Annotated in this window: 13 protein-coding genes and 2 pseudogenes; 3 read left to right on the top strand and 12 right to left on the bottom strand. The window is 42.2% G+C overall.

Translation table 11 applies throughout. The features are described from left to right. Positions 1-36: 36 nt before the first annotated feature. Entirely contained in the window at positions 37-489 is a 453-nt protein-coding gene (locus HWQ40_RS29035) for a caspase family protein (protein WP_292785098.1), read from the bottom strand. Between the two features lie 177 nt (positions 490-666). Between HWQ40_RS29035 and HWQ40_RS29030 the strand changes: the two genes are divergently transcribed. Both HWQ40_RS29030 and HWQ40_RS29025 read left to right on the top strand, forming a co-directional pair. Beyond that, positions 667-1209: a hypothetical protein gene (locus tag HWQ40_RS29030; RefSeq protein WP_292785097.1), complete on the top strand. Its 543-nt coding sequence runs from the start codon at positions 667-669 to the stop codon at positions 1207-1209. Further along, the gene (locus tag HWQ40_RS29025; protein WP_292785095.1) at positions 1206-1592 is read left to right on the top strand and encodes a hypothetical protein; all 387 of its coding nucleotides are present in this window, start codon (positions 1206-1208) and stop codon (positions 1590-1592) included. Before HWQ40_RS29030 ends, HWQ40_RS29025 begins: the two co-directional genes overlap by 4 nt. Here HWQ40_RS29025 and HWQ40_RS29020 read toward each other — a convergent pair. The 5 genes and pseudogenes from HWQ40_RS29020 to HWQ40_RS29000 form a co-directional block, all read right to left on the bottom strand. After that, positions 1582-1731 (bottom strand): hypothetical protein, encoded by a 150-nt coding sequence (locus HWQ40_RS29020; RefSeq protein WP_292785093.1) that lies wholly within the window; start codon positions 1729-1731, stop codon positions 1582-1584. The genes HWQ40_RS29025 and HWQ40_RS29020 overlap by 11 nt on opposite strands. A gap of 140 nt (positions 1732-1871) precedes the next feature. Further along, positions 1872-2873: pseudogene (locus HWQ40_RS29015) on the bottom strand (GH25 family lysozyme). Between the two features lie 389 nt (positions 2874-3262). Then, on the bottom strand, positions 3263-3451 hold the full coding sequence (locus tag HWQ40_RS29010) for a hypothetical protein (protein WP_292785091.1): 189 nt from the start codon (positions 3449-3451) through the stop codon (positions 3263-3265). Between the two features lie 229 nt (positions 3452-3680). Further along, positions 3681-4358 (bottom strand): hypothetical protein, encoded by a 678-nt coding sequence (locus HWQ40_RS29005; RefSeq protein ID WP_292785089.1) that lies wholly within the window; start codon positions 4356-4358, stop codon positions 3681-3683. Between the two features lie 183 nt (positions 4359-4541). Further along, positions 4542-6536 (bottom strand): heavy metal translocating P-type ATPase, encoded by a 1995-nt coding sequence (locus HWQ40_RS29000; protein WP_292785087.1) that lies wholly within the window; start codon positions 6534-6536, stop codon positions 4542-4544. Between the two features lie 721 nt (positions 6537-7257). Here HWQ40_RS29000 and HWQ40_RS28995 point away from each other — a divergent pair. Beyond that, positions 7258-7638, top strand: a complete 381-nt coding sequence (locus tag HWQ40_RS28995) for a hypothetical protein (protein ID WP_292785085.1) — start codon at positions 7258-7260, stop codon at positions 7636-7638. Positions 7639-8088: 450 nt separating this feature from the next. Here HWQ40_RS28995 and HWQ40_RS28990 read toward each other — a convergent pair. From HWQ40_RS28990 to HWQ40_RS28965, 6 genes and pseudogenes are all read right to left on the bottom strand, one after another. After that, positions 8089-8901: pseudogene (locus HWQ40_RS28990) on the bottom strand (AMIN domain-containing protein); the annotation flags it as partial. An 18-nt stretch (positions 8902-8919) separates the two neighbouring features. Continuing rightward, positions 8920-9459, bottom strand: coding sequence for an AraC family transcriptional regulator (locus HWQ40_RS28985; RefSeq protein WP_292785083.1), 540 nt, complete (start codon positions 9457-9459; stop codon positions 8920-8922). A 207-nt stretch (positions 9460-9666) separates the two neighbouring features. After that, positions 9667-9966, bottom strand: coding sequence for a hypothetical protein (locus HWQ40_RS28980; protein WP_292785081.1), 300 nt, complete (start codon positions 9964-9966; stop codon positions 9667-9669). 546 nt (positions 9967-10512) lie between these two features. Beyond that, positions 10513-13188, bottom strand: coding sequence for an RNA helicase (locus tag HWQ40_RS28975; protein ID WP_292785079.1), 2676 nt, complete (start codon positions 13186-13188; stop codon positions 10513-10515). A gap of 145 nt (positions 13189-13333) precedes the next feature. After that, complete coding sequence (gene proC / locus HWQ40_RS28970; protein WP_292785077.1) at positions 13334-14152, bottom strand: pyrroline-5-carboxylate reductase; 819 nt, start codon at positions 14150-14152, stop codon at positions 13334-13336. Positions 14153-14272: 120 nt separating this feature from the next. Then, entirely contained in the window at positions 14273-14878 is a 606-nt protein-coding gene (locus HWQ40_RS28965) for a cell division protein SepF (RefSeq protein WP_292785075.1), read from the bottom strand. Between the last annotated feature and the right edge of the window lie 319 nt (positions 14879-15197).

Genomic DNA, 15197 nt, shown 5'->3' with positions numbered 1-15197 from the left:
TAGCCTACATCTAGACTGGGTTTTACCTTCTTACCTTTAACCCGAACTCAGGTTAACTACTTTACCAGCCTCAATAGCTACAGCTTTCTTTATCTGCTTTAACTTCTCACTGCGGATGTCAAATTCTGCCTGAAATGCGTCTAGTTTTTGTTGCGATCGCCGTCGCCCTCCAGCAGTTAAACTAGTAGCAGGTACAAGGAAGTATTCATTGGTGCGCTGGATGCGTCCACCGTGACCAGAGTAGTAAATGATGACAGTTGCATCAGGATTTTGATTTACCTGGGCGATGATTTGGTCAAAAGCTGCGAGGATCTTTTGCCGAGTTGCAGAGGTTTCGGTTAGCAGTGTAACCTGTTCTGATGGATAGGCGGCGTGATCGCCATCAATTAGTATATCTCGTATAGCCGTTGCATCTTTGACTGTGACAGGTAAATCAGCACCTACGCCAATAAGTAATGCATAACCGTTGGTAAAAGTTTGGTTTGTCATACGGTGGGTGAGGAATGCGATCGCCTTTTATACTCTATAACGTGCAAAGAGGTGCTATGTCTACGACGGGCTATTTGGTGATGCACTCTAGCTCACTGATGTGCTAGTTTCAATAATTAGGCGATTACTTTTCTTTTGACTGCTCCACAATCTAATGGGGTACAAAAGGTCTATTCAATGAATTCAAACTCGAAGGAATTGGTAATTACCAAACTTGAGCAAGGATTACCCGCTATCACCCCAGCATTTGGTGCAGCATTAGCAGAAGCCTGTGCTGTCTGCTTAACCGACCAAGGTTATGTTCAAGGTGTACAACTCAAAATTAAAGGAGACCTTACGGCTGTTTTTCAATTATATTGGCAAGAAGTCACCGACCAAATGCTGCGCTGTTGGAACGATAGTGAATATACTACAGAACAAGCTGCCTATGGAATTGCTTTTTTAGTGATACAAGAACTCACAGACTACACAGTTATCGAACGTTCTCGCAAAGGAACAGGATTTGATTACTGGTTGGGCAAAAAAAGTGAGAATAATGAACTACCATTTCAAAATGCAGTTCGGTTGGAAGTTTCAGGCATACGTAAGGGCGACGACAGCCGAGTCAAAGCTAGAGTTAAACAGAAACTTGAGCAGGTAAGTCCCACAGATGGCACACTCCCAGCATATATCGTGGTTGTTGAGTTCAGTAACCCTTTAGCGTTCATAGTGAAAAAATGAGTCAAATTCAAGAGTTACATCAACAGGCAATGGATTTGGCAGAGATGGCACAGGTTGCAAAACTTAGAGGTGACTTCACTTCAGCTTCGCAATTATCCAGGGAAGCGTTTGAAAAAGAACGATTAGCAGCAGAATTAATCGCAGGTGATCTTGAGGCAGAACCAACCCGTTCCGTGTTGCATCGTAGTGCGGCAACTCTCGCGATTGAATGTGGTGAAAATCACACAGCAGAGCGTTTAATTGCGATCGCTTTATCAGGAAATCCGCCGACTGATATTGCCGAAGAACTCAAAGATTTATTTGTGCAAATAAACATTGATAAATATTTTGCGCGTCGGGGTCTTGCATTTGATGAAGCTAAACTTCAAAGCTTCATGGGGTGATTTGTATTAGTGGATAGGCGGCGCGATCGCTATCAATCAGTATATCTTTTAAAGCAGTTGCATCGAGGACTGTGACTGGTAAATCTGCACCTACGCCAATAAGTAATGCATAACCGTTAGTAAAAGTTTGGTTTGTCATGCGTTACATGAGGAATGCGATCGCCTAGCCTTTTGTTGTTTAACACGAGTTACAGTTTCCCGCAGTGATTTTTAATTACACCCACTTAGAGAATTTTAAAGCTTTTAATGACCAAAAATATTAGTATTGACTAGTTTTAGCTATTTTACTTGTGTGGAAGTTGGGCTAACAAAAGGCTCTGTAGTTTTTGTAACTTTTTGTCCAGATATGAGATTACGTAATTGGGATGTCACTTGGAATAGGGATGGCGACTTTACAAAACATTTAAGGTCTTGTACTGAGCCGTTGAAGTAGTTCAAATCAGATTTACCGCTAACGCCAGGTACACCTGATATATCAGTAGCAAATTGATATAATAGATATTTACCGTGCCAAGGGCTACGAATGGATGTTGGCGGCGGCTGAGTTTGGTTTTCGCGACCAATCCATAACGGATAACTATCAAAATCAGAAGGATTACCAAGCTCTTCCCAAAAGTTAGGGTAAGTATAAATAATTGGTTTGATTGTTCTTCCTGTCTGTTGTTTTAGATCTTTTTCTACCTCTGCTAGCCATTGCTTCGCTCCATTAATTACTGCTTGGCTATTTCCTCCTTTATCTATTACTTCTATATCTAAAACTGGTGGTAAATCTCCTGGTTAAAATTTACCAACAGTTTTTAAGAATTCCTTCGCTTGCTCAACCGGGTCAGATGTATGTGGGTGAAAGAAATGATAAGCACCCCGAATCATACCAACAGCTTTCAGAGTGCGCCAGTGTTCAGCAAAAGCAGAATCTTTAATGGAAACACCTTCTGTAGCTTTAGCAAAAGCAAAAGTTTTACCAGAGTTTTTCACGGTTGTCCAATCTACTGTGCCAGATAGGTCATAAACATCAATACCAAGCGCTTTGTCATTGCCTTGTGGCTCAACGAGAGACTGCATACACATTGGAATTGCTTTTGCTGGCTCGTAAAGATACCAAAAACTGACATTAACCAGTGCTAAAGCCACTCCAGAAAAAATTAAAGACTTAGGAAATTTATTTTTTACCAATGGAGGCTCTACAGCCTCTTGATTGCCAGAGGCAAAGCTCCTCATCTTACGAGCATCAATCAGTAGTGGCTCAAATTCTGCTAGTGGCTCTGCGAACGTTTCTACCAATGATGCTAATCGAATTAAATCTGCTCTATCGGTCTGATAGGCTTTTTTGAGAGTAGCTGTTAGTTCACTAGCTGCCTCACTGGGTTTAGTATATGCGATCGCTATCCAAAAAATCAAATCTGGCTGGTTTGTGTCTTTTGGTGTTGCGGTTGGTGTTGCGGTTGGTGTTCGTTGTTTTAAAGTTAGTCCAACACCCAAGACAATTCCTACTCCGACAAACCCCAGAATGAGGTAGCGAGTAATTAGAGATAATTGATGCTGCCGAGAATGTCTAACAACTTTTTCTGACGTTGGCAATAAAACATTAATACTTATTAATTGTTCAAAGTGATATTCAAATAATCGCAACTCCTCAGCCGATTTAATCCACAAAGTCTGGCACAAACGTTTCAAAGCAGCTTAGCCAATTCGTTTAGTTCAGCTTCAGTTTGTTCAATTTGCTTTTCTAGTTGAAAGCGAATAAGAGTATCTGCTGCGATCGCATAATCACGACGCAACCTTTTTAACTTCTCGGCTAACAGGTCATAATGTTCCTGTAGTGCATGGCGTTTGTGCTGTAGATGTTGCTCGGAGGACATCCAGGTACTTTTTAAGTTAATAATCTTTACTCAAGACGACCAGCCAGATTATCGATTTAGCAATCTGGTTTACTGTGTTTGGTTTCAATAGCTGAAACATGATTGCGACATGAGATGTCACTTATGTAATTTCTTCTGTCAGTAATTTACCAGTTCCACACTTAGTATAAGAACGTCGTCTTCATAGTTCCTCTACGCTCTAGCAAGCAAACAGATGTTTAGCATACCACTACTCACTTGCATTCAGTACAACGATAATTTCTGCTAGCCTAATTCCCAAAGATTTCCAGTGAGGATTATTGGAAGAAAAAGTACTATCCCCAGACACTGATTGGTAGTCATTGGGGAACTTTTCAGAAGCATTAGGAGCCGTATCTACTCGTAAAATGAGTTTGCCTTGATAACCAGATAAGTTACTACTATCCAACAAAATAGTACCGCCGTAGTCCCACGCCAATCCATAAAGTTTAAAATCACCTAATTTTTTACGTAATTCGCTCAAAGGGGTTCCCACTCCGATACCTTCGCGGGTTTTCCAAGCTGAACCCAGGTTACACACATCTAGAGGTTTAGTACGAGTATTATCACTCCAAACCACTAAGAGCGATCGCCCCTGAGTTAGATTTAACTGAGTAGCTGCAAAACTACCTATTCCTTCAGCACCAGAGATAGTTTTATCAACGAGATGGGATGCACCAAACAGTTTCACTAAATCCTGCTTGGTAGTTTTGCGTGTGATTAGCCCCACTCGTTCCCCAGGAACAATTAAGGTATCTTTTAAGGGTTGCAATTTAGCAACAGTAACTGGATGATTGATTTTCTGGGGTAGTGCAAAGGCTGGGTTGGCTGAATAGTTTAGTAGTAAAGCTAAACTAGCTGTAGCAATGCCTTTGATTGATGAATTCATAGGTTTTACTATTAGATAGCAGAATATGAGTCACGTCGCTTCGCTTCGCTGCGAATTCAAAATTCAAAATTAATACCCATAAATAAATTTAGGGGCTTGTATCATGAGTGTTCTTCGGTGAGAAGTACTTATACTTTAACTACTACAATTTTCCAATTACAGATTCCCAATTTTAAAAAAATTTTATTTCATCGCTCTAGTTGCATTTAGAATTGCCAGCATTGCTACTCCAACATCAGCAAAGACAGCTTCCCACATTGTCGCTATCCCGAAAATACCCAACCCAATAAATACACCTTTAATTGCTAACGCAAAGCCAATATTTTGCCAAACAATTTTGCGAGTTTTTCTGGCGATTTGGATTGCTTCTGCCACTTTGGATGGTGCATCTGTCACGATTACAATATCGGCAGTTTCGATCGCTGCATCTGAGCCTAATCCGCCCATTGCTATGCCAACATCTGCTCTAGCAATCACTGGTGCATCATTAATTCCATCCCCAACAAAGGCAATTTTACCATGCTTGCTGGCGGTGCTGAGTAACTTCTCAATGGCATTAACTTTTTCTTCAGGTAATAACTCTGCTTCGTAAGTATCTATGCCAAGCTGTTCAGCAATGCGGGAAGCGATCGCTTGATTATCTCCTGTCAACATTACTGTTCTCTCTACACCCATTTGCTTGAGTGCTTGAATAGCTTGTCTAGCATCTTCTTTCAGTTCATCAGCAATGACAATATAGCCAGCATAAATATTATCCACTGCTAGATGAATAACTGTTCCCTCTAACTGGCAATTATCGTGAGAAATCTTCTCTCTATGTAATAGGCGATCGCTTCCCGCTATTACTACCCTATTTTCAACCTTGGCTTTAATTCCATAGCCTGCTATTTCTTCATAATCTCTGATCTCAAATTCATCGATTTTTCTACCATAAGCCTTGCAGATAGATTGAGCGATGGGATGATTTGAGTGCGATTCTACTTTGGCAGCTAATAGCAGCAGTTCTTGTTCATTCCAGCCATTTAATGGTACTATCTCTACTACTTTGAATACCCCTTTCGTTAACGTTCCAGTTTTATCAAAAATAACTGTATTCACTGCATTTAAAGTATCTAAAAAAGTAGAGCCTTTAACCAAAATACCACGTCTAGCTGCACCTCCCACACCTCCAAAGTAACCTAATGGAATACTGATAACGAGTCCACACGGACAGGAGATAACTAGTAAAATCAGGGCACGATAAACCCATTCAGAAGAAGTTGTACCCGAAATGAATAAAGGAGGCAATATTGCAACTGCTAGAGATGTAAAAACTACTATTGGTGTATAATATCGGGCAAATTTAGTAATAAACTTTTCTGTTGCTGCTTTTTTACTTTTGGCATTTTGCACCAAGTCTAAAATCTTGGCTATGGAAGATTCATCAAATAGTTTTGTGACTCTAATGACGAGCGCACCTATTTTATTAATCGTACCAGCAAAAACTGTTTCTCCAATTCTTACCGTTCGTGGTACAGATTCTCCAGTTAATGCAGATGTATCAACTTGCGAATTACCATCTATAATTTCGCCATCTAAGGGAATCTTTTCTCCCGGCTTGACAACGATAATATCCCCAATATTTACTGTTTCTGGCGATACTTTCTTCAGTTCTCCCTCTATTTGGATATTTGCATAGTCTGGGCGGATTTCCAATAATGATTTGATCGAATTACGGGAGCGACTGATGGCAAGATCTTGAAACAATTCTCCAATTTTGTAAAATAACATGACTCCGACAGCTTCGGGTAATTTATGAATTGCGATCGCCCCTAATGTCGCTACTGTCATCAAAAATGTTTCATCAAATACTCTACCTCTGATTATATTGCGTCCAGCAATTTTTAAAACACTCCATCCACTTAATAAATAAGCAGGAATAAAAAGCAGATATTCACCTATTGAGTAGAATGTATTGTGTAATTGATTTTCAAAAATTACACCAGGCGCATATAAACTTAAAATTGCTACCAAAGGCAATATCTCATTTTTCAGATTGAACTCTCCCCCGTGTTCATGATTGTGGTCATGGTTATGATTATCATCATGATTGTGATTATGAACATGGTTATGATTCTCGTGATGGTCATGTTCACAGCTGCAACAATCTGAAGATTCTGAATGTACTTTCTGCTTCATTTTTTCTATGTAGGCTAGTAAATTAATTGAGATATGAGCCTTTTTTTAAATGTAATGAAAAAAAGAAGTTTTTACAAGTTGATATTTTAAGAACGAGAATCTATCTCAATCCGGTTCGGTTAAGGTTTTCTGATGAAAATTCTAGATTGCTAAAGATGCGATGAATCGCCGTCAAGACCAAAGACTGATTATTGTAGAGACGGCGATTCATCGCGTCTCTTGTCTTAACCGAACAATATTGGAATCTATCTCAAATTTATTGCTAAATACATACACTATCTTTTGATTAAAATTAAGATTTATAATCTTGTAAAGATAGCTATAGCGGTTTTCAATTGTATAGAATTATGTAAGATATACCTTTTGTTCGTAGTGAGCGATTTATTGCTCTGTATAAGAATTTAAAGGGCTAGAGCCGCTAATTACTAGCTCTAATTTAATTAAGCTCTTATACTTACATCAAGCAAATAATAAGCGTCTTGAGAATATACAGCGGATTGAAATTTGCTGAATTACATAATGTTGCGTCTAAAAGCTAGACATCAAGCCTGTTTGATTGCTGAATTACAATGTAGTAAATAATTTCCGATCAAACTGGTGAAGAGATGGAACTTTCTTGGGTAATATAGTGTCTATCTAGCTATTCTCAGGGAAAATTCACTTGAAGTTTGAAAGTTAATCGAATACCCTAATCTAGTAGACAATTTTCTCAAGGAAATCTATGAACAAAAAAATTCTTCTGAATTTGCTTTCCAGTTCCTCAATTTTTGTGTCGATGATGTCTACGCTGGTGGCATTTCATCCTGCCCATGCTAGTGGTAGCATTACACAGAGATTATTGCACACACAAGACGGTCGTACCTGTATTACTAACCCACATGGTGGACAAGATTTTGTGTGCATTCGAGATTCGGAGAGAAAACGCCCATATACCTCTACAAGTTCCTCAACTATTGTCACATCAGTATCAGATCGGAATGTTGCCATGTTGAACTTTACTGAAGAGGAAAGCGACGCTGCAATTAGGGTATTTGGTTGCGACTGTCCATTATGTATAAATTCTTTGCGTCAGTTGCAGGGTACTGGAAACTTGGTGTACTAAGATTGAATAGCGCTGATAGCGACTATAACTTTTGTTAGATACACGTGATTAATCACGTATAAAAGATATACGAAACCAAAAAAGCATTTTTAACTACGTACCACTACTATTATTTGGTCAAATGTAAATTGATTGTTAGGGCGGTTTGTAGTACTATTTCCAACCCCCTCAAATGAAAAACTCCATCCCCTTGTGGGTGGAGTTTTTGGGTATGGGGAATGGAGCATAGGGCATGGGGAAGAATCACTAATGCCCTATGCCGGCGAGCGGCTATCCCTCTCCACTTAGAAGGGGATGGAGTTTCCCGCTGACTTTCTATTAAAAATAAAGGTAATGTATAGGAATCCTATCTGATTTCTGAACAGGATTTCAGATGAAACTCTTATAAAACGGGCTTTTTAGTCTCAGTATTTTTTCAAGACTAAAATCGGAGTCCTATAGTTTATTAAATTTAGTGGCAGTTGACGAATCTGGTACATTATACGTATCTTGCTCCCCCGTCACCACCAACTCAATCGGCTTATCCTGCTGTGCTGTTGGTTCTTCTGGCGGTGTCTCGCTTACTGGCTTTTGTTGATCTTCCGGTGTTTGGGGTTGCTGTGGTGGCTGTGTCGCTGTTCCAGCAGATGCTACCGCAAAAACCAGCCCAGCATTATCATCAAATAACTCAACCGTAGGCAAAGCTTTCTCACCCACCACTGTCACTTGCACAGTATTTGAATCAATGTTTGTGACTGTTATTTGAATAATTCCCGTAAGAGGTTTTTCCGAGCGGAAGGTGAAACCCTCGCCTGATGGTAAACTCAATTGTGTGTTAGGAATATCGGTAATAAAATTATTACCAGCACTGCGGTTTATGAGTTGTAATTTTTCCCCTTGAGTGGTTTGTAAAATTACCTCCACACCTTTTTCTGTAGGGTTTGCTTTTACCCCTGTTATTTGTACAATACCCCCCTGTTTCCCCCCTTGGTAAGGGGGGAAAGTTTGCGGTATGGGCAACTGCACTAGCAATTGTTGAGCGCTGGTGATGGAGGTTTCTAAGTCGCTCAGTTGCCGGATTTTTTGATACCCTCGGTTTGTAAGGCGATCGCTCAGTGCAGAAGAATCTATTTGTTGAAGTAAACTATCAATAGCTTTTTGAGACAATTTCTCTCTATTCTCAAGTTTCGTTTCTGCCCAAGCAGGTAGAGTTACCAAAGTGCTGATAATTACGACCACAGTTGCTGCTAGCCATAGATAGATATTGGGCTGCCAACTTTTCATACCGCTCCCCACACCGTTTTAATTAAAATGCTTATTGCATATGTTATTAATTGCAATATTGGCTGAGTATAGAGAAGCGATCGCGGGTGGGTCTATATCCAAAACGGCATTACAGTCGCAAAATGGCATTAAGAGTCGGAAATATTTTTTTCCCTGACAAACATTCACTGGTGTAATGCCGAACTTGCGTTTGAAGGCGATCGCAAAGTGTCCTTGTTGGGCATAACCCACTAAATTGGCAACCTGAGTCACAGTTAACTTACCAGAGCGTAGTAATTGCTCTGCTTGTTCCATACGTTTACTGGTAAGATAACCAAACACCGTTGTGCCAAAGAGTTCTCTAAATCCATTACCGAGAGTGCGATCGCTCACTCCTACAAGTTGCGCCAATTCCGGTATCAATGGCGGATTCTCCAGACGGGAAAGCAAAATATCCCTAGCGTGGTGAATACGGACAATGGTTTGAGCCTTTAGTCGTGGGTATGGTTGCAGTCCATCCGACTGTGCCAGAATGGGAGCTAACTGCAACGCCATTAATTCTTGGATCTTTGCCTGCAAATACATCCGCTTTATCATCCCTTGGTAGGGACAGTTAACGATTTGCTGTGCTACTCCTTGAATAGCGGTTGTAATTTACGGGTAAATTAATGTCTGCCAATCATTACCCTTAACGAGAAACTTCAACTGGGGAGAAATATCTCCATCCTCTGTAGGGAAAAAGGTTCTGAGTAAATTAGGTGTCATCTCGATGTCAACACTTGTGTACTAACCTTTTGGAGTCGCCACTAACCTTGTTCGTTGCACGCCGCTACCAGAAATGAGTGTGTATCCTTCCCCAACCTGTCCTCCGTATTTGTCTAGACTTTTGCCTGAAAGGGTAACTTTAAATTGCACGGGATGTTCCCATTCAGTAATTTTTCTTAGCAAGTCATGGTGAAATTCTATGTCCGTAATACAAAGCGAGAGATTGGGATGCACTTTAATCTCTCGCTCATATCCTTTACCCTCCCAACTAGGCACTTGATAAATAAACTCATCTGGCTCTGGGTTTTGCAGCTTGTTCATCTCAGCTTCTGCCTCCTCCTTCCGTCGCTGTCATGGTAATAGTCATGGTAGGTGGTAGAGATTAATCAAACCAAAACTTATTAAGATTAATTATCACCTGTTTCTTAAACTCATACAAGTTGAACTACTGACCTTTATAGGACAAGGGCAGGGGGAGACAAGTACTAATTCGTAATTAGTAGGGGTAGGTTGGGGAGCCACTGCGCCCTTGCGGTTTCCCGACTTGTACCCCTACGGGGAAGCAAGCTACGCGCAGCGTCTCCCCTTCTCTACGAGACGCCAAGGGCGATGGGAGAAGCAAGTGGCGTTTGAGGAACGAAACCCAACACAAAAAATCCTTGGTTTTGTTAGGTTTCACTTTGTTCAATCCAACCTACATTTTTTCTTTTATCAGAGTCATAAAAGAGCGCTAATTGCTAATTTGTAATTCGTAGTAAAGAATTCAATTACGAATTACGTTAGTGAGTCCGCAAGCATCATTATCAATTACGAATTATTTTAAATGCTGTCTGTGCGTCCCCGTGTAAAAGCGTAAGAGCGTCCTGTTTATTCAACCACCTCATTCACAGGGAATCTATCAATCAACTGCATCGCCCGATAGGCATTACGCTGGAAAGAGTCTCGCAAATGGGGAATGTGGGGTATCTGCGACAATAAATCCAAAGTCCGGCGTAAAATTCTCACTACATCGCCTTCATCCAAGGTAGTGTTCTCGCAGAGTTCTATCCACTCCATTCCCAGCGCCCATTGTTCGACTATGGCAATTAACTCAAATTCCAACCATATCGGCAGCGCTACGTTATACCGCCGTTGTCGTTGGAACATTTGGTGGCGGATTCCCCGCAATTTTTTCAAGGCTTCTGCCACTTCATTACTAAGGTCAAAGTTAACCTTGCTATCTGGACGGGGCGTTTCCATCACTAAAGCTGCTGCTGCTGCTGCTAGATGATGCGGATCTAAGTTGTCCAATTCACCACTAGCGAATACTAAACCCAGCCACAATTCATTTTCCCCGCGAATGGCGGCAGCGATTTGCCCTAATTGTGTGGGGACTAAGTTATCCAAAGCGTCAAAATGTTGCAGAATGGCGATTAAATTGAGAAATTCTTCCCAATGACGTTGTGATTGTTGCTCTACTTGCCCTTGCAACTGTTCGAGTTCGGCTTCTAGTTCGATATAGCGGGCCCGGCGTTTGAAAAGCGTTGCAGCATTGCCTGATTGATGTAGGGGATGAGCTTCTAATTGCTCTTGGACTGCGGTAACGTGACTGAGTTGTTCTGCTACTTCTGGCGCTTGATGCAAAGATTCTATCGGATTGGGAATACGCACAGCGATCGCAAAGCTTTCTTCGTTGCCACGGCGAGACTGTCCTGGCTTCAAAGGCATCTCTGGCGGTGGTAGTACATCAGGCGGCACTTCAATTCGCGGCAGTTCGGCATACAAATCGACTACATCCCTTGTCGTTGCCACATACCAGCGGTTATCGTGCCCCAAGCATACCAAGTAAGGAGCTTGACCAGAACCAGGTGATTTTCCCACTAAAACTGCGGTTACAGGTGAAGACACTGTGATATTTTTGCCCTTGAGACTCAACAGAGTTCCTGACACTGCAAAGCCCAACATCATCACCAATTCTTCTTGTCGGTCTTCTTGTGCTTGCTCTTGCAAGGTTTTCAATATCTGGCGTTCCACCTTCAAGCGTTGCCGCAATTTCTCATAAATAGCCAGTTCATTTTCATTAACTGCGGCGATTTGCTCATGAAGTTGAGCTAATTGGGTTTGCAACTCGGCAATCTCATCGTATTCTGGCCGTAAATGCAAGGTCGCCATGTACTGCCCAAAACTGCGCTCTATCAGTTCCCTAGTTTGCTCTAGGGTATGGGTTTGCAGCAAGTTGAGTACCATCCCATAACTGGGCGTAAACTGGCTTACTAGAGGGTCTGGCTTGGATGTTCCCAAATACGCGGCTTCTTTGGCTCCTTCAAAGGGAGTTTGGACTGTCACCACATGACCTTGTTTATCCATCCCCCGGCGGCCTGCTCGTCCTGCCATTTGCAAAAATTCGGAAGCGTTCAACAGGCGGTGTCCGGTGTCAGTCCGCTTTGAAAGGGTAGAAATTACCGTTGTCCGGGCGGGCATATTAATCCCCGCTGCTAGTGTCTCAGTGGCAAATACGACTTTAATCAGCCCTTGCTGAAATAGTTCTTCTACCAGTGCTTTCCAAGCAGGTAAAATCCCAGCGTGGTGGGCAGCAATTCCGCGATACAGGGGTGCAATTTGTCCAGAACGCCCTGCTTCGGGATTACGGGCTAAAAAGTCATCAATCTGTTCCCGTAAAATTTGGGACTCTTCACTATTTACCAGCCATAAATCACCCACTTCCGCTACCGCTTTATCACATCCCCGGCGGCTGAAGATAAAGTAAATTGCTGGTAGCATATCCCGTTGCTCTAACTGGCTCAAGGTATAAATTATGCCTGGAGCTTCAGGTCTGCCATTTCTCCCCCTATCCCTTTCTCCCCCTTTCCCCTTTTTCTTTTGAAGCCGGGGATTGATTTTGGTTTTGCTATCATTTAGCAGGGGAAATAACCCTTTGGGATTGCAAAAGTGAAATTCTAAGGGGACTGGGCGAAAATCAGAGTAAATTAGGTCTGTTGGCCCGTGAACGCGATTTAGCCAATCAGTGAGTTGATCGCTATTGGCAACCGTTGCTGAAAGGGCTGCCAGTTGCACTTCACGGGGACAATAGATGATTGATTCTTCCCAAACTGTACCGCGCTGGCGATCGTTCATGTAGTGGCATTCATCAAGTATCACCGCTTCAACGTCTACTAATGAGATGCCGATTTGCCCAATGGGTGTGCCATAGAGCATATTTCGGAAAATTTCTGTGGTCATCACCAAAATCGGTGCATCCCTGTTAATGGATGCATCTCCAGTTAACAGTCCGACTCGATCAAACCCGAATTTTTCTCGAAAGTCACGTAATTTTTGATTCGACAGCGCCTTAAGGGGAGTAGTATAAAATACACGTTTTCCTCGCGCTAGGGCGCGATAAATGGCGTATTCCCCGACTAATGTTTTACCCGAACCTGTGGGGGCGCATACGACTACGGAGCGTCCAGCGTTCAGGGACGCGATCGCTTCTTTTTGAAACTGATCCAGTTCAAAGGGAAATATAAACCCTAAGTCAAGTTCTGGAGACGGTGCAGGATAATTCACTCAATCACATTTGCAACCAGATTGTTTACTATACTAACGTTGGGCATTAGGCATTGGGCATTGGGCATTGGATATTGCAAAATTCTACCTACTATTCATTCCCCATTCCCCATGCGCTATGCCCAATGCCCCATTCCCTAGTTTCTCATTTTCCCAGCTCTTGCGATCGCTCTGTGGCAGCTTTGACTGCTTCAATTAAAGCGGAACGAAATCCTGCCTGTTCTAGCTTGGCAATTCCCGCAATGGTTGTACCGCCGGGACTAGTAACACGATCTTTGAGTTCTGCTGGGTGCATTTTGGTTTCCTGCAACAGTTTCGCTGTTCCCAGTACGGTTTGCAAGGCTAGTTGATTGGCAATTACTCTAGGCAAACCTGCGGCTACTCCACCATCTGCAAGTGCTTCTACCACGAGCGCCACGTAAGCGGGGCCGCTACCAGATAGCCCTGTAACTGCATCCATCAGCATTTCTGACACTTCCACTACTTCGCCCACAGCAGAAAAAACTTGCTGTGCTATTTGGTGATGCTTGGCATTGGTATATGCACCTAAACAAATCGCAGTAACTCCTGCTCCCACTGTTGCCGGAGTGTTGGGCATTGCTCTAATCACTGGCAATTGCACAAATGCAGCTTCTAGCTGACTCAAGGGCACACCCGCCAAAATAGAAATGATTAGAGGTGAATGTTCTCTATTAAGAATATCAATATCTGCTAATTCTTGAGCGATCGCACTAAATACCTGCGGTTTCACTGCCAAAAATAGAACTTCTTTTGCTTCGGTGAAAACCTGGCTATTATCTGTCGTCACAGCAACACCGTATTGCTGTTTTAAAAAATCTAGGCGTGAAGATAGCGGTTCGCTAACTATGACTTCTGATGATTGATAAATTCCACGCGCGATAAGGCGGGATAAGAGTGCTTCTCCCATTACCCCACCACCAATTAAGCCAAATTTTATAGTCATTAGTCATTAGTCATTAGTCATTGGTCATTAGTCGTTTGTCATTTGTCATTTGTCACCATGAGCAAAACCCAGGACAAATGACAAAGGACAAAGGACAAAGGACTAAATACTAATTTAACTTTATTGTGCCATCCGGTTAGTTTCGTTGCCCCAGGTTTGATTTGGAGTACCTGTTGTCGGACGAGAAGGACGTACTGGTGGTTGTGGTACTTCATGAAGAACGCCACCTTGGGTACTAACTTGGACACAACTTGGTGTAAACAAAAAGATGCTCTCACCGATGCGCTCTTGATGTCCATCTAGTGCGTAAGTACCACCTGCAACAAAATCTACTGCTCGTTGAGCTTGATCTGGGTCCATAATTGTCAGATTTAATACCACTGACTTGCGTTCGCGCAACGCTTGAATTGCCTGGGGCATTTCTTCAAAGGTGCGTGGTTCGAGTACTAAAACTTCCGAAATTCCGTTAATTGCTCCTGGCATACCAATCACATTCCCCATTGGCTTTTGACCTGCTGTCATATCATCTCCCATTGTAGGCACTGGTTCCCGCCAGCGTCGATTTTGAGCGGCTGTACTCTCTTGCGGTGCTGGTTGGGGATTTTCTTGCTGATACAGATTTTGGTAATTATTATTATCTGTTTCTGGTTCTTCTTCGTAATACTCGTATTCTACTTGCTCATTTAGACCCACAAAGTCTCTGAGTTTGGAAAAAATGTTGTTCATTGTGTGTGTACTCTCCTGGTGCGAATAGCCTGTATTGACTTGGCTGAGGATTAGTTGAGATAGGAGCGCTCGCTACATCGGTGGATACTTCCGCAACTGTATTGCTAGTTGTAGCCCATACTACCGGTTTTGGCGATGAACTGACACTTATTGGAAAGGTCTGTGCATCGCCTAAACATAATAATGAGTCAAGATTATATCCTAAGGTTTATCCGAAGGAAAGTTCTTTATACCCCATTTTCTCTTGGCGATTGCTCTTGTCAATACTATATCCTTTGTTTCCGATTGCACCAGTCTGTTACAAAATTCTTGTCATCAA

Origin of the sequence: Nostoc sp. NMS9, from assembly GCF_017114995.1 — a bacterium.
GTDB lineage: Bacteria > Cyanobacteriota > Cyanobacteriia > Cyanobacteriales > Nostocaceae > Nostoc.
The sequence above is the reverse complement of the archived record's forward strand: the minus strand, read 5'-3'. Positions and strand labels throughout refer to the sequence as shown.